Below are 18,649 nucleotides of genomic sequence, written 5' to 3' on the forward strand. Positions count from 1 at the left end.
CCTCTCAGCTTCTGTCACCGAGAGTCCGCACGAACCCTCGGTTTTGTCGTGCGCATTGTCAGTGCCGCACCCCGCCGGGGCAACCAATCCGCCGAAATCGATGGGAAGTTGAGGGACGCGGCAGTCAACCCGGGCCCTTCCGCCCCCGCCACATCTGGCCGTCCGCCGCCTTGACCCGCCCATGCCAACCCCAAACACTGGCGGCGTCGCTTCGACTCACACCCCACAGGAGACCGCATGCGACCACGGATACGCGGCGGACGGTCGACCGTCCTCGCCGCGCTGCTCTCCCTCGCGCTCGCCGCCCCGATCACCGCCGCGCAGGCCCTGGACTCTCCGGCCGGGGCCGCCGCCGGTGCCCCGGCCACGGGTGGCGCGGACCGGACGAACCCCGACCAGCAGCCCCATCAGTACGAGGTGACCGGGCCGGCCACGCCGGCGGCCCGTACCGCGCTCGCGGCGACGGGTGTCAGCATCGACGAGGTGCACGCCCGGTCCGTCGTCATCACGGCCGACCGGACCCAGGCCGACACCCTGCGCCAACTGGGCCATCACGTACGGCAGTTGCCCGACATTCCCGCGGCCGCCCCGGCCGCTCCGGGCGCCCGCGTCAAGGATTTCCCGCCCGGCTACACCGGCTACCACACCTACGCCGAGGCCACGAAGGAGATCGACACGCTCGTCGCCAAGTACCCGGCGATCCTGTCCAAGCAGGTCATCGGCACGTCCCACGAGGGCCGCGCCATCCTCGCCCTCAAACTCAGCAAGAACGTCACCAAGGACGAGAACGAACCCGAGGTCCTCTTCACGGCCCACCAGCACGCCCGGGAACACCTCACCGTCGAGATGGCCCTCTACCTCCTCAACGAGCTGACCTCGAAGTACGGGTCGGATCCGCGCGTCACGAAGATCCTCGATTCCCGTGAGATCTGGATCGTGCCGGACCTGAACCCGGACGGGGGCGAGTACGACATCGCTTCCGGGTCGTTCCGCAGCTGGCGGAAGAACCGGCAGCCCAACGCCGGGAGCAGCGAGGTCGGCACCGACCTCAACCGCAACTGGGACTTCAAGTGGGGCTGCTGCAACGGCTCCTCGGACGACCCGGGCGACGAGACCTACCGCGGGGCCTCCCCCGCCTCGGCCCCCGAGGTGCAGGTCGTCTCGAAGTTCGTGCGCAGCCGCGTCGTCGGCGGTGTGCAGCAGATCAAGGCCGCCATCGACTTCCACACCTACAGCGAACTCGTCCTGTGGCCCTTCGGGTTCACCAACGACCCCACGGGCCCGGGCATGACCCAGGACGAGCACGCCACCTTCGCCACCCTCGGCAAGAAGATGGCCGCCACCAACGGCTACACGCCGGAGCAGTCCAGCGAGCTCTACATCACCGACGGCGCCATCGACGACTGGCTGTGGGGGGACCAGAAGGTCTTCGCGTACACCTTCGAGATGTATCCGTCCGCCGGCCACGGCGGTTTCTATCCGAAGGACTCGGTGATCGCGAAGGAGACCGCACGCAACCGTGAGGCGGTGCTCCAGTTCCTGGAGACCGCGGACTGCGTGTACCGCGTGATCGGCAAGGAAGGGCAGTACTGCAAGGGCAGGTGAGCCGGACACGCCACGCAGGCACGGGCCGCCGCGGCGCTGCGCGCGGGCGGCGGCCCGGGTCCGTCACACCAGCAGGCTCACCAGGGCCGCCACCGCGAACCCCGCGACGGACAGGACGGATTCGAGCACCGTCCAGGTCTTCAGCGTGTCGCGTTCGGTGATGCCGAAGTACTTGCTGACCATCCAGAAACCGCCGTCGTTCACGTGCGAGGCGAAGATCGAGCCCGCCGAGATCGCCATGATGACGAGTGCGGCGAAGGGCTGCGAGTGGTGGCCCGCCTCGATCAGCGGCCAGACGATGCCGGCCGTGGTGACGATGGCGACGGTCGCCGAGCCCTGGGCCACGCGCAGGACGAGGGAGATCAGGTACGCCAGGACGATCACCGGCAGGCCGATGCCCTTGAAGGTGTCGGAGAGCGCCTGGGCGATGCCGCTGCCCTTGAGGACCGCGCCGAAGATCCCGCCCGCGCCGACGACCAGCAGGATGTTGCCGACCGGCTTCAGGGAGGCGGTGGACACCGTTTCCAGGGACTTGCGGGACCAGCCGCGGCTGATGCCGAGCAGGTAGTACGCGAGCAGCAGCGCGAGGGTCAGGGCGACGAAGGGGTGTCCGAAGAACTCGATGACCGAGCGGCCCGTCGAAGGGGCGAAGGCGATCGAGGAGAAGGTGGCCAGCAGGATGAGCACCAGCGGCGTGCCGATGATGGCGAAGACGGTGCCGAGCGGGACCGGCTTCTCCGTCGGTGTGACGCCGGCCTTCCGCTGCTCCTCGGTGAGCGCGGCCTTCGCCTCCTGTGCGGCCTCGACCATGTCCTGCGGTACGGGCACGAAGATCCGCCTGCCGATCCAGGCGGCCCAGCCCCAGGCGGCGAGCACGGCGGGGAGGCCGCAGACGACGCCCATGAGGATGACCCAGCCGAGGTCGACGTGGAGCAGCCCCGCCGCCGCCACCGGGCCCGGGTGCGGGGGCAGGAAGGCGTGGGTCATGGACAGGCCGGCGAGCAGTGGCATGCAGTAGAGGACGATCGACCTGCCGCCCCGCTTGGCGGCCGCGTAGACGATCGGTGCGAGGACGAAGATGCCGACGTCGAAGAAGACCGGGATGCCGAAGATCAGGCCGGTCAGGCCCATGGCGAGCGGCGCCCGCCGCTCGCCGAAGAGGTGGAGCAGGCGGGAGGCCAGCACCTCGGCGCCGCCGGAGACTTCGAGCACCGCCCCGAGCATGGTGCCGAGGCCGATGATGATCGCGACATGGCCGAGGGTGCCGCCCATGCCGGACTCGATGAGCGAGACGGCGTCGGACTTCTGGACGGTGCCGAAGAGTTCGGTGACGGACAGGCCGGCGCCGAGGCCGACGGCTGTCGAGACCGCCAGGAGGGCCACGAACGGCTGGAGCCTGACCTTGATGATCAGGAAGAGCAGCAGCACGATGCCGAGCGCGGCGACGGTCAGCAGTCCGGCGGTGCCGCCGAGGAGCGGGAGTATGCCGCCGGTGTGCGGTGGTGGTTCGGCAGGGGTGGCGGCCGCGAGGGGGGCGAACGGGGACATCGTTGACCTCGTAAGTGCATGAGACTTTCAGGGCAGGAGGGATCGCGGCACGGCACACCGCGCTGGTGTGTCGGGCCGTGACGACGTACGGCTTGCCGGTGGTGTGAGGGAGGGTCAGCCCAGGACGGCGAGGGCGTCGATCTCGATGAGCAGGCCCTCGGGCAGACCGACGTAGACGGTCGTGCGGGCGGCCGGGGCCTCCGCCAGGCCCTGCTCCTCGAAGTACTGGTTGTAGATCTCGTTCATCTCGGCGAAGTGGTCGGTGTCCGTGAGGTAGACGCGCATCATCATCACGTCGTCCCAGGTGGCGCCGCCCTCTTCGAGGATCGCCTTGACGTTGGCGAAGGTCTGCAGGGTCTGCTCGCGCAGGGTGGGGCCGGCCGGGGTGGGGGCCTGGCCCGGGGCCGCGGGGAGGAAGCCGACCTGGCCCGCGACCTGGAGGATGTTGCCCTTCTTGACGCCGTGGGAGAACTTTGCGGGCGGGGTGGTGTGGGTGGCCGGGGTGAGGGCGGTCTTCTCGCTCATGCTCATGCTTCCTTGGTCGGTGGACTGCCGGAGTACTCCCGGCTGATGGCGTCGGCGGTGCGGCGCACCAGGGGGAGCAGGGTGAGGAGTTCCTCGGCGGAGACGACGACGTTCGGTGCGGAGACCGACATGGCGGCGACGACGCGTCCGTCCGTGCCGCGGACGGGAGCCGCGACGCAGTTGATGGACTCCTCGTGGCCACCGAGGTCGGTGGCCCAGCCCTGTTCGCGGACCTTGGCCAGTTCGGCGAGGAAGGCCGTGGCGTCGGGGGTGGAACGGGCCGTGTAGCGGGGGTAGTCGAGCGTCGCGGCGAGGGTGCGGCGCTCGGCTTCCGGGAGGTCGGCGAGGAGCAGTTTGGCGACCGCGGCGACGGTGATCGCGACGGGTTTGCCGATCCGGGAGTACATCCGGACCGGGTAGCGGCTGTCGACCTTGTCGATGTAGAGGACCTCGTTCTCCTCGTGGACGGCGAGGTGGACCGTGTGTCCGCACTTCTCGTTGAGTTCGACGAGGTGCGGGTGGGCGATCTCGCGTACGTCGAGGTTCTCGACGGCCTCCTGGGCGAGCGCGAAGAGGCGGGCGCCGAGGCGGTAGCGCTGGTCGGCCTGCCGGTGGACCAGGCCGTGGTCGTGGAGGGTGCGCAGCAGCCGGAGGGCGGTGGACTTGTGCACGCCGAGCCGGTCGGCGACCTGGCCGAGGTCGGCGGGTCCTTCGGCGAGCAGCGGCAGGATGCTGAGCGCGCGGTCGACGGTCTGGCTCATGGGCTCGGTACCTCCTCGGCGGCCCTGCGGTCGGCTGCGACGGTCCAGCCGGGGCCGAGGTGCAGTTTCCCCCAGGCGGCGTCGTCGAGCGCGGCCAGCCCGTCGGCGAGGGCCCGGCCGGGTGGGGCCGCGAGGTCGCCGGGGACGGTGAGGGCGGCGGCGGCGAAGAGGTGGCCGTACCGGGCGCGGGTGCGCAGCGGCAGGCCGCGGAGGGTGGCGGAGAGGAATCCGGCGGCGAACGCGTCACCGGCGCCGACGGCGGCCACCACCTCGACGTCGAGCGAGCGGACGGCGGTGGCGGTGGCACCGCCCGGGCCCCCGTCGTGGAAGACGACGGCCCCGCCCGCACCCTGCTTCACCACCAGGACCTCCGGCTCGGGCAGGGCCGCGCGGATCGCCCGGCTGCCGGTGAGGCCCCAGGCGTCCCGGGCCTCGTCCTCACCGACGAACACCAGGTCGGCGCCGCGCGCCAGGTCGAGCAGGACCCGCGGGCCGATGGGGGTACCTCCCTGCTCATGGGGGCGCCCCCGCTCGAACGAAGGGGAGAGCGGGGGCGGAGCCGAGAGCTCGGGGGAGCCGCGCCACAGGCCGGGCCGGTGGTTGACGTCGAACGAGACGAGGGGGCGGCCGGGGCGGCGCGCGGTCAGGGTGCGCAGCAGGTCGAGGCAGTCGGTGGACAGGGCCGCGGTGATGCCGGAGAGGTGCAGGATGCGGCCGTCCTGGAGGGCGCCGGTGTCCAGGGTGGTCACGGACATGGCGGAGGCCGCGGAACCGGCGCGGTAGTAGGCGACCTCGTGGGCGTCGGTGGCGCGGTCGCCGGCGGTGCGGAAGTAGATGCCGGTCGGGCGGTCGCGGTCGCGGCGCACCCCGGAGGTGTCGACGCCGTAGCCGGCGATGGTCGCCACGAGGTGGTCGCCGAAGCCGTCGGCGCCGACCCGGCTGACCCACTTCGTGCGGTGGCCGGCGGCGGCGAGCATGCAGGCGACGTTGGACTCCGCACCGCCGATGGCGCGGTCGAAGGAGGGGACGTCGGCGAGCCGTCCGGGCCGGCCGGGCAGGAAGGTGACCATGGACTCGCCGAGGCAGACGACGTCGGCGGCCGGGGCGGGGGTGCCGCCCGGGCCGTGGGTGCCGCTGCCGTCCGGGGTCGTGGTCACGATCGTGTGCACTCCTTCGCTGGGCTTGCCCGGGCGGGCCGTGCGCAGCCCGCCGGCCCCGGAGGTTGTCCCGGCGGCGGCCGCAATTTCCTGCGGTCACCTGCGGTTTCCCGGCGTGTTTCGTGCTGCGTTGCCCCCGTGTTTTCCACCATTGACCGGGCGATGGCCCGGATGTTAGACAGCTCTCAGCGATATGCGCAATGGTCGTTGCAGAGCATGCAACACGATCTTTGAGGAGGCCCCATGACGGGGGAGCGGCTCGCGCAGGGACTTGCGGAACTCGCCGACGAACGCGTCGATCACCGCTTCAAGGGGCTTCCCCCGGACGCCGAAGGGCTGACCGTCGGCGAGCTGGCCGCCGAGCGCCGCAACCTCTTCGACGGCGGATTCACCACCCCCGTCCTGGCCCTGTCCGCGGAGGCCGTCGAGCACAACCTGGCCGCCCTGGAGACCTATTCCACCCGGCACGGCCTGGCCTTCGCCCCGCACGGCAAGACCTGTATGGCCCCCCAGCTCTTCGCCCGCCAGCTGGAGCACGGCGCCTGGGGCATCACCGCGGCCGTCCCGCACCAGGCCCGGGTCTACCGCACGTACGGCATCCAACGAATCTTCCTGGCCAACGAGTTGGTGGACGCCGCCGCGCTGCGCTGGCTGGCCGGTGAGCTGGCCGCCGACCCCGACTTCCGCTTCGTCTGCTACGTCGACTCACTGCCCGGCATCGCGCTGATGGACACCGCGCTGCGGGAGGCCGGCGCCACCCGCCCGGTCGACGTGGTCATCGAACTGGGCGCGGGCGAGGGCGCCCGCACCGGCGTCCGCACCGAGGCCGAGTGCCTCGAACTCGCCGACGCCATCGCGGGCGTGGACACCCTCCGGCTGGTGGGCGTCGCCGGGTACGAGGGCGAGGTGCCGGACGCCGACGGCGAGCGGGTGCGCGCCTGGCTGCGCCGACTGGTCGCACTGGCCGTGGAGTTCGACAAGGCCGGCCGGTTCGCCGACCTGGAGCGGATCGTCGTCAGCGCCGGCGGCAGCGCCTGGTTCGACGCGGTCGCCGAGGTCTTCGAGGAGATCCCCGCGCTGTCGGCGCCGGTCCTCAAGCTGCTGCGCTCGGGCGCGTACGTCTCGCACGACGACGGCCACTACCGCCGGCTGACCCCCTTCAACCGCGTCCCGGAGGAGGGCGATCTGCAGCCCGCCTTCCGGCTGTGGGCGCAGGTCGTCTCCCGCCCCACGCCCGGCCAGGCGTTCCTCAACGCGGGCAAGCGCGACGCGGCCCACGACCTGGACCTGCCGCGGGCCCAGGTCGTGCGGTCCGGCCGGGACGGCACCGAGCGGCCGGCCGACGGGATCACCGTCACCGGGCTGTCCGACCAGCACGCCTGGCTGGCGACGGAACGCGCCGGTGACGTCGAGGTCGGCGACTGGGTCGGGCTGGGGCTGTCCCACCCGTGCACGTCGTTCGACAAGTGGCAGCTGATCCCGCTCGTCGAACGGGACGGCACGGTCGTGGACTTCGTCCGCACCTTCTTCTGATCGTCCGCGCCGACCCCCAGCTCTGCTTTCCCCTTCCGCCCGCCCCCGGAGGACCCGCCATGGACCTGGTCATCCGCGACGTACGCGTCCTCGACGGCACCGGCGGCGCCTCCTACCGGGCGGATGTCGCGCTCGACGGCGGCCGGATCGCCGCCGTCGTGCGCGAGGCCGACGGCCACCGCCCCACCGCCCGCCGCACCCTGGACGCCGGCGGCCTCGCCCTCTCCCCCGGCTTCATCGACATGCACGCGCACAGCGACCTGGCGCTGTTGCGCGATCCGGCGCACGAGGCCAAGACCGCCCAGGGCGTCACCCTCGAAGTCCTGGGCCAGGACGGCCTGTCGTACGCCCCGGTCGACGACCGCACCCTCGCCCAGGTCCGCCAGGCCATCACCGGCTGGAACGGCGGCGGCCCCGGGGACCCGTCCCTCGACTTCGACTGGCGGACGGTCGGCGGGTACCTCGACCGCCTGGACCGCGGCTTCGACGGACAGGGCATCGCGGTCAACGCCGCCTACCTCGTCCCGCAGGGCACGGTCCGGATGTACGCGGTCGGCTGGGACGACCGGGACCCGACCCCGGCCGAGCTCGACCACATGAAGCGCCTGGTCGCTTCAGGTCTGGAGGAGGGCGCCGTCGGCATGTCGTCCGGCCTCACCTACACCCCCGGCATGTACGCCAAGGACGCCGAACTCACCGCATTGTGCCGGGTGGTGGCCGCGTACGACGGCTACTACTGTCCCCACCACCGCAGTTACGGGGCGGGCGCCCTGGACGCGTACCAGGAGATGGTCGACCTCACGCGCACCGCCGGCTGCGCCCTCCACCTCGCCCACGCCACCATGAACTTCGGTGTGAACGAGGGCCGGGCCGGCGACCTCCTCGCCCTCCTCGACGACGCGATCGCCGCGGGCGCGGACATCAGCCTCGACACCTACCCGTACACCCCCGGCTCCACCACTCTCGTGGCGATGCTGCCCAGTTGGGCCAACGAGGGCGGCCCGGAGGCCACCCTCGCCCGGCTCCGGGACGACAAGGCCGCCGAGCGCATCCGCCACCACATCGAGGAGCTCGGCTCGGACGGCTGCCACGGCGTGCCGATCGCCTGGGACACCATCGAGATCTCCGGCGTCACCGACCCCGGCCTCGCCCCCTGCGTCGGCAAGACGATCGCGCAGGCCGCCGCCGCACGCGGCGAGACCCCCTGGACCACGGCCCGCGCCCTCCTCCTCGACGATCGCCTCGGCCCGACGATCCTCCAGCACGTCGGCCACGAGGAGAACGTCCGCGCGATCATGAAGCACCCGGTGCACACCGGCGGCAGCGACGGCATCCTCCAGGGCGACAAGCCGCACCCGCGCGCGTACGGCACCTTCCCGCACTACCTCGGCCACTACGCCCGCGAGCTGGGCGTGCTGTCCCTGGAGGAGTGCGTGGCCCATCTGACGGGCCGTCCGGCGGCCCGGCTGCGGCTGCCCGACCGCGGGCTGATCCGCGAGGGACACCGCGCCGACCTGGTCCTCTTCGACCCGGACACGGTGGCGGCGGGCTCGACGTTCGAGGCCCCGCGCGCGCTGCCCGTCGGCATCCCGCACGTCCTGATCGACGGCCGCTTCGTCATCGAGGACGGCCGCCGCACGGACGTCCTGGCGGGACGGGCGGTACGGCGGACGGTCTAGGGAGCGTCCCGGTCGCGCCGGGCCGGCTCCGTGAGGGCGGCCAGGACGAGGTCCGACAGCTCCTGCGCGTTGTTGGTGAGCGAGGCGCCCAGGGCCGTGGCGCGCTCCTCGCGGTCCGGGGAACGGCGGATGGTGAAGAAGACCACCGGCCCGCTGTAGTGCCCGTCCTCCTTGAGGCGTTCCACCATGGCGAAGCCCGCGGTGTGGTCCCGCCCCCGGCTGATGTCGGAGATCAGCAGGTCGGGGGTGCGGGTCCGGAGGGCCTGGACGGCGTCGGCGCTGTTCTCGACGTGCGTCACCTGCACCCCGAGCCCCTCCAGCACCGTGCGCACCACGGCCTTGCGGTCCGGCTGGTCGTCGACCCACAGGACGTGCAGCGGCGGTCCCTGGTACCCGCGGCCCTGCTGCGGATACCCGCCCTGCTGCATCTGCGGCGGGTACACGGGGTCCTGCATCGGCGGCGGGTAGTCGTAGCCGCCCTGCGGCCCCGGCACCGGGTACCCGGCCTGCCCGTACGGCGAGGGGGGCTGCTGCCGGGCCGCCGGTGCCGGCTGCGGCGGCACCGGGTAGGCCGGCTGCTGCCCGTAACCGCCCAACCCCGGGTACGGCTCCCCGCCCGGCCAGGCCAGCGGCGGGCCGAACCCTGTGGCGTAGCCGTCCACCTGGACGTCCGGCAGGCTCTGCCACATGGGCGCCCATTCCCGGGACATCCGGGTCGGCTCGCCGCCCGCCCCCTGCGGGCCCTCGCGCAGCCGTTGCAGCAGCCGGTCCGCGTCCGGGCGGGCGGTCAGCTCGTCGACCAGCGAGGTGAACGCCGGGTTGATCACCAAGGCCGGGAATTCCGTGGGGAGTTGACGCTCCAGCGCGGCCAGCACCGCCTCGCCCGCCCCGCCGAGCTGGTCCGGAGTCGGCAGGTCGTACGAGGCCAGGAAGTTCCGCACCGCGTCGTGTTCCTGGATCGGGACCGGGGCCGCGGCCGCGGACAGCAGCGTCCGCCGCACCTCGCGGTAGGTGCGGAACTCGGCCACCACATCGCCGTCCACCGTGCCGGACGGGCCGGTCATCATCCGGTAGAAGTCGGGATAGAAGTACTGCAGCAGCAGCGTCCTGACCACCGCGTCGGGGCCGAAGTCACGCCAGACCGGGTTCAGGGTCGCTTCCAGGACGAAGCCGTTGACCAGGCGTTTGATCCGGCGCGGGTTGCGGTCCGAGCGCTGGACCAGCAGATCCACCAGGGCGTCGTCGAGCAGCGGCTCGATGCCCGCGGTCCGGGCGCACCACCGGATGTAGTCCTTGACCCCGTGGTGGTCGGGGGCCGGGATCCGGTAGCTGGTCTGGAAGATCTTCTCCATGAACGCCGAGCCGGCCGGCGACAGATCGCGCAGCAGTCCGTTGGGCCCCAGTGCCGACCGGTCGCAGCCGATCATGAACGCCAGCCCGGGCACGTCCAGATAGACCTTCACCGCCTCGCAGACCGCGAGCACCGTCTCCTCCGAGCAGCGGTCGAGGTCGTCGATGAAGACCACCAGGAGCCGGCGCGGCCGGTCGTCGGTGTTCTGCGACCATTCCTGCACCAGCTCGCCGATCGCCCCGCGCATCTCGTTGCGCGCCTGGGAGTTGACCGAGAGGCTCTTCCACAGCTCGTCGACGAGACCGGCCACCCCGAGCGGCCCGGCGACGACCGTGGTCAGCGCCCGGGCCGCCCGCAGCAGGGCGCGCCGCTCGCTGACCCGCGCCAGGCCGCGGCGCAGCACCCGCCGGTCGAAGCGCATCAGGACGGACTTGATCAGCCCTTCCAGTGCGTCGGCGCCGGTCGAGGTCCAGGCGTTGTACCAGACCGTGTGGACGTCGGGGGCGTGCGCCAGGTCCGCGTCGACCAGCCGCATCAGGCTGCTCTTGCCCATGCCCCAGCCGGCGTCGACGGCGAGGGTGAAGGGGGTGGACCGCCGGGAGGCGACGAGCAGGCCGGCGAGCTGGCGGGCGGCGCGTCCGGCGCCGAGCAGATCCGCGCCGGACTCGGCCACCGGCTCGTCGTTGAGCAGGGCGAACGGGCCGTGCGGCAAAGGCGCGGTGACGGCCGGTGCGGGCGCGGCAGGGACGGGCGCGGCGGGAGGTAACGGGGCCGAGGTGGGCATGCGCCCGGAGCGTACCGGGGCGGCCGTGCGCCCGCGCACCCCGCCGCGGAATCAGCAGCGACCCCGCCGGCCGACCCTGCCGGCCGGCCGGCGTCCACCCCTCCGGCCATCACCGGGCGTGAGGAACCCCACACCCTGTGCTGATCAACGTGGGGAAAAACACCGGGCGGGCGGCGAAACACGCCCGTAAGGTGGCGGACATGCAGGTGATCCAGTCAACGAAGCTCGCCAACGTCTGCTACGAAATCCGTGGCCCGGTGCTCGAGGAGGCCATGCGGCTGGAGGCGGCGGGTCACCGCATCCTCAAGCTGAACACCGGCAACCCGGCGGCGTTCGGCTTCGAGTGCCCGCCCGAGATCCTGGAGGACATCCTCCGCACGGTCGGGACGGCGCACGGCTACGGCGACGCGAAGGGCCTGCTGTCCGCCCGCCGCGCGGTGATGCAGCACTACCAGACCAAGGGCATCGAGCTCTCCGTAGACGACATCTACCTGGGCAACGGCGTCTCCGAGCTGATCCAGATGTCGATGCAGGCGCTGCTGGACGACGGCGACGAGGTGCTGGTGCCGGCCCCGGACTACCCGCTGTGGACCGCGTCGGTCTCACTGTCCGGCGGCACCGCCGTGCACTACCGCTGCGACGAGCAGGCCGACTGGATGCCCGACCTGGCCGACATCGAGCGGAAGGTCACCGACCGCACCAAGGCCATCGTCGTCATCAACCCCAACAACCCCACGGGTGCCGTGTACGACGACGCGCTGCTCCAGGGCATCGCGGAGATCGCCCGGCGGCACAACCTGATCGTCTGCGCCGACGAGATCTACGACAAGATCCTCTTCGACGGGGTCACCCACACCCCGTTCGCCGCGCTCGCCCCGGACCTGCTGACCCTGACCTTCAACGGCCTCTCCAAGGCGTACCGGGTCGCCGGCTACCGCAGCGGCTGGCTGGCGGTGTGCGGCCCGAAGGCGCACGCCTCCTCGTACATCGAGGGCCTGACGATCCTCGCCAACATGCGGCTGTGCGCCAACATGCCGGCCCAGCACGCGGTCGCCACGGCGCTCGGCGGACGGCAGTCGATCAACGACCTGGTGCTGCCCGGCGGCCGGCTGCTGGAGCAGCGCGACACCGCGTACGAGCTGCTGACGCAGATCCCCGGGGTCAGCTGCGTGAAGCCGAAGGGCGCGCTGTACGCCTTCCCGCGGCTGGACCCCACGGTGTACAAGATCAAGGACGACCGGCAGATGGTGCTGGACCTGCTGCGCGCCGAGAAGATCATGATCGTGCACGGCACCGGCTTCAACTGGCCCGAGCCGGACCACTTCCGGCTGGTCACCCTGCCCAGCAAGGACGATCTGGCGGACGCGGTGACCCGGATCGGCACCTTCCTCGACGGTTACGGACAGTACTGAGCCGGGCCGACTTCTATACGACCCACAACTTTAGACAGCGTCTAAGCTAGGATGGCTTCCTGGACTTTTCTCAGGAGGCCGTCCCATGTACGAACCGATCCGCACCAAGTCGGTCCACACCATGGCCGCCGCCCCGGAGTTCCCGCACCGCTCCCGCGAGGAGGAGCTGGACATCCGGCTCGCCGGACAGCTGACCGCGCTGCTCACCGTCACCGACGAGCTGCACGCCCTGGCGCGGCGCCCCGGCGCCCGCCCGGCCGGCGACCCCGGCACCGGGCCGGCCCTGGACGCCGCCGCACTGGCCGACGCCGCCGAGCGCATCGCCGAGCAGGTCGCGCGGCTGAGCGGCGGCCACTACCCGCTGCGCGCCGAACCCTCGGACGCCGGCACTCCGTCCCGCGCCGCGGCACTCCAGCAGCGCGCCCGCACCCTGGCCGGCAACGCCCTGGCGGTCGCCACGTCCCGGGGCGACACCGCGGTCATCGCCCTGGCGGCCGAGCGCATCGAGGCCCACTCGGGGCCGGTACGCGACCTCGCCACGACCTGAGCCGGTGTGCGGCGGCCGGTTCACTCCACCGGCCCATCGGGCCCGGCCCGCTTCACGGCCGGCCCGCGACGGCCTCCGCCTGGCCTGGTCGAACGAGCCGGGGCCCCGCACCATCGGTGCGGGGCCCCGGCCGGATGTCCGGCGGCGAGCGTCGGCGACGGTCAGCCGAGCCGCTTCACCAGCGCGCGGTATTCGTCCCACAGCTCCTTCGGCGTGTGGTCACCGAAGGTGTTGAGGTGCTCGGGGACCAGCGCGGCCTCCTCGCGCCACACGTCCTTGTCGACGGTGAGCAGGAAGTCCAGGTCGGACTCGGACAGTTCCAGGCCGTTCGTGTCCAGCGCGCCCTTGGCCGGCAGCACGCCGATCGGGGTCTCGACGCCCTCGGCCTTGCCGTCCAGGCGCTCCACGATCCACTTCAGGACGCGGGCGTTCTCGCCGAAGCCCGGCCAGACGAACTTGCCCTCGTCGTTCTTGCGGAACCAGTTGACGTAGTAGATCTTCGGCAGCTTGGACTGGTCCTTGTCCTTGGCGACGTCGACCCAGTGGCCCATGTAGTCGCCCATGTTGTAGCCGCAGAACGGCAGCATCGCGAACGGGTCGCGGCGCAGCTCGCCGACCCTGCCCTCGGCGGCGGCGGTCTTCTCGGAGGCCACGTTGGCACCGAGGAAGACGCCGTGGTTCCAGTCGAAGGACTCGGTCACGAGCGGCACCGCGCTGGCGCGCCGGCCGCCGAAGAGGATCGCCGAGATCGGCACGCCCTTGGGGTCCTCCCACTCCGGCGCGATGATCGGGCACTGCGAGGCGGGGGTGGTGAAGCGGGCGTTGGGGTGCGCGGCGGGCTCGGCGGAGTCCGGGGTCCAGTCGCGGCCCTTCCAGTCCGTCAGGTGGGCCGGGGTCTCCTCCGTCATGCCCTCCCACCACACATCGCCGTCGTCCGTCAGCGCCACGTTGGTGAAGACGGAGTTGCCCCACAGGGTCTTCATGGCGTTGGCGTTGGTGTGCTCGCCGGTGCCGGGCGCGACGCCGAAGAAGCCGGCCTCGGGGTTGATGGCGTAGAGGCGGCCGTCCTCGCCGAAGCGCATCCAGGCGATGTCGTCGCCGATGGTCTCGACCGTCCAGCCGGAGATCGTGGGCTCCAGCATGGCGAGGTTGGTCTTGCCGCAGGCGGACGGGAAGGCGGCGGCCACGTACTTCGGCTCACCCTGCGGCGGGGTCAGCTTGAGGATCAGCATGTGCTCGGCCAGCCAGCCCTCGTCGCGGGCCATCACCGACGCGATGCGCAGCGCGTAGCACTTCTTGCCGAGCAGGGCGTTGCCGCCGTAGCCGGAACCGTAGGACCAGATCTCGCGGTCCTCGGGGAAGTGCGAGATGTACTTGGTGGAGTTGCACGGCCACGGAACGTCGGCCTCGCCCTCCGCCAGCGGGGCGCCGAGGGTGTGCACCGCCTTGACGAAGAAGCCGTCCTCGCCGAGCTCGTCGAGCACCGGCTGTCCCATACGCGTCATGGTGCGCATGGAGACCGCGACGTACGCGGAGTCGGTGATCTCCACGCCGAGGGCGGACAGCGGCGAGCCCAGCGGGCCCATGCAGAACGGAACGACGTACATCGTCCGCCCCTTCATCGCGCCGCGGAAGATGCCGCCCTCACCGCCCGCACCGGTGAAGATCTCCCGCATCTCGGCGGGGGCCTTCCAGTGGTTGGTCGGGCCGGCGTCCGCCTCCTTCTCGGAGCAGATGAAGGTGCGGTCCTCGACGCGGGCCACGTCCGAGGGGTCGGAGGCGGCGTAGTACGAGTTGGGGCGCTTGATCGGGTCGAGCTTCTTGAACGTGCCCTTGTCGACGAGCTCCTCACACAGACGCTCGTACTCCGCCTCCGAGCCGTCACACCAGACGACCCGCTCGGGCTGGGTGATCGCTGCAATTTCGTCGACCCAGGCAATGAGGCCCTGGTGACGGGTCGGGACGGTGGGAGCCGCGTTGTCGCGCGCCACGATCGCTCCTAGATGAGGGTGTGGACGGATATATGCCCGGCGTGCCGGGAAAATCCGCATCTTTTAGTTGTTGCCCCTTGGGGGCCGCGACCCGGATGCTTCGTGACCGCTCATCCGGTGCCGTCCGCACTCATTTGATCATCCGACCCGAATACCGATCTGTCCAGAGGGCGCCTTCGTGACCGTCACCACTCGTGGACGAACCGGTAACCTACGGTCGCGTAGCTAGCATTGCGCCATGACTTCCGCGCCCGACGCCGCCGAGAACCGGCCCGCCACCGCGTCCCCCGCGATCGCGACGGTCGCCGCTGCGGCCGCACCGCTCAAGCCCAAACTCCGTGGCTGGCTGCATGCCGGGATGTTCCCCGCCGTCCTGCTCTCCGGGGTCTTCCTCACCGCGCTCGCCGACAGTCCCCGCGGCCGCCTGGCCTGCGCCATCTACACCCTGACCGCCTGCCTGCTCTTCGGCGTCAGCGCCCTTTACCACCGCGGCAATTGGGGCCCGCGCGCCGACCGCGTACTGCGCCGCCTCGATCACGCCAACATCTTCCTGATCATCGCCGGCACCTACACCCCCTTCACCATGCTGCTCGTGCCCGGATCACGCGGGCAGCTGCTCCTCTGGGCGATCTGGGCGGCCGCGCTCGCCGGAATCATCTTCCGCGTCTTCTGGGTCGGCGCGCCCCGCTGGCTGTACACGCCCTGCTACATCGCCATGGGCTGGGCCGCCGTCTTCTTCCTCCCCGATTTCCTGCGCACCGGTGGGGTCGCCGTCCTCGTACTCGTCGTCGTCGGCGGTCTGCTCTACAGCGCCGGCGGCATCATCTACGGCATCAAGCGCCCCAACCCCTCCCCCCGCTGGTTCGGCTTCCACGAGGTCTTCCACTCCTTGACGCTCGCCGCCTTCGTCGTCCACTACGTCGGCATCTCGCTGGTGGCGTACACGCACGCCTGACACACACGCCCCGGACGCCGGCACCCCACGCAGCACCCGCAGTTCACGGAGCGCAGCCGGCTCCCGACTCACGCTCCGTGAACCACCTCGCTCCACAGAGTGACAGACGGCACTGACAACGGCGGCGGCTCGGCCGCGGCGCGGGCCCGGTCCGGACCGTGGCCCGCCGGACGACCGGTGCCCGAGAATGCTGTGCATGGTCTCCGCACGCACCGCCGCCACCCGCACCGGAACGCCGAAACCCGGGCTGCGGGAACGGAAGAAGATCAAGACCCGGCAGGCGATCCGGCGGGCCGCGTACCGGCTCTTCGCGGAGCAGGGCTACGACGCGACCCCCGTCGACCGGATCGCCGAGGCCGCCGACGTCTCGCCGAGCACGGTCTTCCGCTACTTCCCCACCAAGGAAGACCTCGTGCTCACCGACGAGTACGACACCGTGCTGGCCACCGGGCTGCGGTCCCGGCCGGCGGACGAGCCGATCGTCGAGTCGGTCCGCCAGGTCACCATCGAGGCGCTGCACCAGCTGTCCCCGGAGGACCGCACCGACCTCGTCCAGCGCGTCCGGCTGGTCCGCGAAGTGCCCGCCATCCGCGGCCGTACGGCGGAGAACACCGCCCGGAACACCGCCACGATCAGCGCCGTCCTGGCCGAGCGCACCGGCCGCCCGTCCGACGACCTCGAACTACGGGTCATCAGCGCGGCCGTCCTGGCCGCCCTCCAGGAGGCGATGCTGGCCTGGGTGGCGGCGACCGGAGCGCCCGCGGGAGGCCGAACACCCGGGAAGGACCGGGCACCCGGTCTGGAGGAGCTGGTGCGGCTGATCCACCAGACGATGGACGTGCTGGCGCGCGGGCTCACGCCGTAGCGACGGGGGCCTCCGGCGGCGCCGCGGCGCCCGGACCGTCCACCGGCTCGCCCAGGCGTGCCGCGAGCCGCGCCCGTAGTTCACAGAGCCGCTCGATACGCTCGTCCAGGTCGGCGAGCCGGCGCCGGGCCACCGCTTCGGCCGTCGCACACCGCTCCGCGCCCGGGTCCTGGGGAATCAGTGCGGGCACACCCTCGGGCGGCACGGTGCGCAGCAGATGCGCGAAGGCCCGTACGTCGCCCACCGTCAGCCCGGCTTCCCGCAGTTCGCGGACGGCCCGGAGCCGGCGGATGTCCTCGGCGTCGTAGACCCGGTGCCCGGAGGGGGTCCGCCGGGCCGTCACCAGGCCCTGCTGCTCGTAGTAGCGCAGCGCCCGCGGCGTCATCCCGGCGGCCGCCGCGGCGTCCCCGATCCGCATCGGCGTCTCCCGTGGCGGGACGGCCGGTTGCCTCTCGTCCCGCGGGCTCGCCCGGCCGCCCGCTCCCTCGTGGTCCCCCGTCCCGTCGTTCAGCGCCCGCTCGCCCCCTCGCCAGCCGCCCCGTCCAGGACGCGTTCGATGCCGGCCGCCGCCTCCAGCAGGGCCTCGTCCGCACCTTCGGCGGCGACGAGTTGGAGCCCCAGCGGCAGCCCGTCGGCGGCGCGTCCGGCGGGCAGGCTGAGGGACGGCAGACCGGCGTTGCTCCAGGGCAGGCACATGATCGACGTACCGGTGGTGGTGAGGTCGGCGGGGGCCGGGCCGGTGGCCGCCGGGGCGAGCCACAGGTCGATGCCGGCCCCGGCCGACGCCGCGGCGAGCTCCGCGCGGAACGCGGCCCGCTGCGCCCGGGCCGCTTCGTAGGCGGCGTCCCCGATCGCCTGGCCCTGCCGGATGGCCGCCGTGGTCTGCTCGCGGTAGCGGTCGCCGAAGCGCGCGAACCAGTCGGCGTGGGCCCGGGCGACCTCGTAGCGGTTCATCGTGAACAACTGCTCCACGACCGCGTCGAAATCGTCCATCACCGGGACCTCGCGGACCTCGTACCCGGCGGCGCCCAGCAGCCCGCGCTGCTCCTTGAAGGCGCGCCGGGCCTCCTCGCCGGCCCGCTCCAGATAGGGGCCCACCGGCACGCCCAGCACCGGGCGCGGGGCCGTCTCCGGACGTCCGGGGCCGCCACGCCCGCCGCGCCAGCCGTCGAGCAGCACCGAGGCGGCGAGGGCGACGCCTGCCACGTCCGTGGCGTACCACCCCAGGGTGTCGAAGCTGAGGGCGTTGGGGATCACTCCGTCGAGCGGTATCCGCCCGTAGGTGGGCTTGAAGCCGACCACGCCGCAGAAGGCGGCGGGCCGGATCATCGAGCCGACCGTCTGCGTCCCGATGGCCAGCGGCACCATGCCGGCCGCGACCGCAGCCGCCGAACCGCTGCTGGAACCCCCGGGCGTATGGGCGGTGTGGTGCGGATTACGGGTCGGGCCGGGCGCCGTCACGGCGAACTCCGCGGTGACGGTCTTGCCCGCCACCAGGGCGCCGGCCGCGCGCAGCCGGTCCACCACCACGGCCTGCGCACCGGCCAGCACCTCGGGCGGCAGGGCCGATCCAGCGCGGGTGGGCAGGCCGGCCACCCGCACGATGTCCTTGATGCCGACCGGTACGCCGTAGAGCGCGGGCCGCCCTGCGGGGTCCGGCGGAGCGGCCGCCGCCAGCTCCCGCGCCGCCTCCAGGAGCCGCGTGCGCCGCCCGTCCTCGGGCACGAAGGCCCGCACCTGCGGATCGACGGCGTCGATGCGGTCGCATGTGCGCCGCACCGCGTCGACGGGGTCGTCCGCGCCGGACCGCAGCGCCGCGGCCTCCTGGACGAGGGGCCGGTGCCCCAGCAAGGTCGTCACGCCTGCAGGCTACAACCGGCCGCTGACAACGGCCGGTTGGGCGACGACCGCGGCGACGGCCCGCGCCCGGACCGCC

15 protein-coding genes are annotated in these 18,649 nt (G+C 72.2%); 7 read left to right on the forward strand and 8 right to left on the reverse strand.

Translation table 11 applies throughout. The annotated features are described in order from the left end of the window. Positions 1–237: 237 nt before the first annotated feature. Positions 238–1,605: a M14 family metallopeptidase gene (locus tag ACZ7MX_RS06270; RefSeq protein WP_472129822.1), complete on the forward strand. Its 1,368-nt coding sequence runs from the start codon at positions 238–240 to the stop codon at positions 1,603–1,605. A 63-nt stretch (positions 1,606–1,668) separates the two neighbouring features. Here the strand turns inward: ACZ7MX_RS06270 and ACZ7MX_RS06275 are convergent, their stop codons facing one another. The 4 genes from ACZ7MX_RS06275 to ACZ7MX_RS06290 all read right to left on the reverse strand — a co-directional run bounded on the left by ACZ7MX_RS06275 (position 1,669) and on the right by ACZ7MX_RS06290 (position 5,509). Beyond that, positions 1,669–3,153 (reverse strand): GntP family permease, encoded by a 1,485-nt coding sequence (locus ACZ7MX_RS06275; protein WP_472129824.1) that lies wholly within the window; start codon positions 3,151–3,153, stop codon positions 1,669–1,671. Positions 3,154–3,267: 114 nt separating this feature from the next. Further along, entirely contained in the window at positions 3,268–3,678 is a 411-nt protein-coding gene (locus ACZ7MX_RS06280; protein WP_472129826.1) for a RidA family protein, read from the reverse strand. A 2-nt stretch (positions 3,679–3,680) separates the two neighbouring features. Next, positions 3,681–4,439 carry an IclR family transcriptional regulator gene (locus tag ACZ7MX_RS06285; protein WP_472129828.1) on the reverse strand — a complete coding sequence of 253 codons (759 nt, stop codon included), beginning with the start codon at positions 4,437–4,439 and terminating at the stop codon, positions 3,681–3,683. Beyond that, entirely contained in the window at positions 4,436–5,509 is a 1,074-nt protein-coding gene (locus ACZ7MX_RS06290; protein WP_472130585.1) for a sugar kinase, read from the reverse strand. Before ACZ7MX_RS06290 ends, ACZ7MX_RS06285 begins: the two co-directional genes overlap by 4 nt. Before the next feature lie 330 nt (positions 5,510–5,839). On the opposite strand from ACZ7MX_RS06290, the gene ACZ7MX_RS06295 reads away from it, so the two are divergent. Both ACZ7MX_RS06295 and ACZ7MX_RS06300 read left to right on the forward strand, forming a co-directional pair. Further along, positions 5,840–7,129 carry an amino acid deaminase gene (locus ACZ7MX_RS06295; RefSeq protein WP_472129829.1) on the forward strand — a complete coding sequence of 430 codons (1,290 nt, stop codon included), beginning with the start codon at positions 5,840–5,842 and terminating at the stop codon, positions 7,127–7,129. A 59-nt stretch (positions 7,130–7,188) separates the two neighbouring features. Beyond that, positions 7,189–8,808, forward strand: coding sequence for an N-acyl-D-amino-acid deacylase family protein (locus tag ACZ7MX_RS06300; protein ID WP_472129830.1), 1,620 nt, complete (start codon positions 7,189–7,191; stop codon positions 8,806–8,808). On the opposite strand, the gene ACZ7MX_RS06305 is transcribed toward ACZ7MX_RS06300, so the two are convergent. Beyond that, entirely contained in the window at positions 8,805–10,943 is a 2,139-nt protein-coding gene (locus ACZ7MX_RS06305; protein ID WP_472129831.1) for a P-loop NTPase fold protein, read from the reverse strand. The two genes, ACZ7MX_RS06300 and ACZ7MX_RS06305, sit on opposite strands and share 4 nt — an antisense overlap. A gap of 200 nt (positions 10,944–11,143) precedes the next feature. On the opposite strand from ACZ7MX_RS06305, the gene ACZ7MX_RS06310 reads away from it, so the two are divergent. Both ACZ7MX_RS06310 and ACZ7MX_RS06315 read left to right on the forward strand, forming a co-directional pair. Then, positions 11,144–12,355 (forward strand): pyridoxal phosphate-dependent aminotransferase, encoded by a 1,212-nt coding sequence (locus ACZ7MX_RS06310; protein ID WP_472129832.1) that lies wholly within the window; start codon positions 11,144–11,146, stop codon positions 12,353–12,355. 85 nt (positions 12,356–12,440) lie between these two features. Further along, positions 12,441–12,902, forward strand: a complete 462-nt coding sequence (locus ACZ7MX_RS06315; protein ID WP_472129833.1) for an SCO4983 family protein — start codon at positions 12,441–12,443, stop codon at positions 12,900–12,902. Positions 12,903–13,063: 161 nt separating this feature from the next. Here the strand turns inward: ACZ7MX_RS06315 and ACZ7MX_RS06320 are convergent, their stop codons facing one another. Beyond that, positions 13,064–14,893 carry a phosphoenolpyruvate carboxykinase (GTP) gene (locus tag ACZ7MX_RS06320; protein WP_472129835.1) on the reverse strand — a complete coding sequence of 610 codons (1,830 nt, stop codon included), beginning with the start codon at positions 14,891–14,893 and terminating at the stop codon, positions 13,064–13,066. A 238-nt stretch (positions 14,894–15,131) separates the two neighbouring features. Here ACZ7MX_RS06320 and trhA point away from each other — a divergent pair, with 238 nt between their 5' ends. Both trhA and ACZ7MX_RS06330 read left to right on the forward strand, forming a co-directional pair. Then, positions 15,132–15,848, forward strand: coding sequence for a PAQR family membrane homeostasis protein TrhA (trhA, locus tag ACZ7MX_RS06325; protein WP_472129836.1), 717 nt, complete (start codon positions 15,132–15,134; stop codon positions 15,846–15,848). Between the two features lie 196 nt (positions 15,849–16,044). Beyond that, positions 16,045–16,713: a TetR/AcrR family transcriptional regulator gene (locus tag ACZ7MX_RS06330; protein ID WP_472129837.1), complete on the forward strand. Its 669-nt coding sequence runs from the start codon at positions 16,045–16,047 to the stop codon at positions 16,711–16,713. On the opposite strand, the gene ACZ7MX_RS06335 is transcribed toward ACZ7MX_RS06330, so the two are convergent. Together ACZ7MX_RS06335 and ACZ7MX_RS06340 are read right to left on the reverse strand one after the other, a co-directional pair. Then, the gene (locus ACZ7MX_RS06335) at positions 16,703–17,131 is read right to left on the reverse strand and encodes a MerR family transcriptional regulator (protein ID WP_472129838.1); all 429 of its coding nucleotides are present in this window, start codon (positions 17,129–17,131) and stop codon (positions 16,703–16,705) included. The genes ACZ7MX_RS06330 and ACZ7MX_RS06335 overlap by 11 nt on opposite strands. Before the next feature lie 89 nt (positions 17,132–17,220). Further along, positions 17,221–18,573 (reverse strand): amidase, encoded by a 1,353-nt coding sequence (locus ACZ7MX_RS06340; protein WP_472129840.1) that lies wholly within the window; start codon positions 18,571–18,573, stop codon positions 17,221–17,223. Between the last annotated feature and the right edge of the window lie 76 nt (positions 18,574–18,649).

Source organism: Streptomyces sp. NPDC107765, assembly GCF_055657085.1.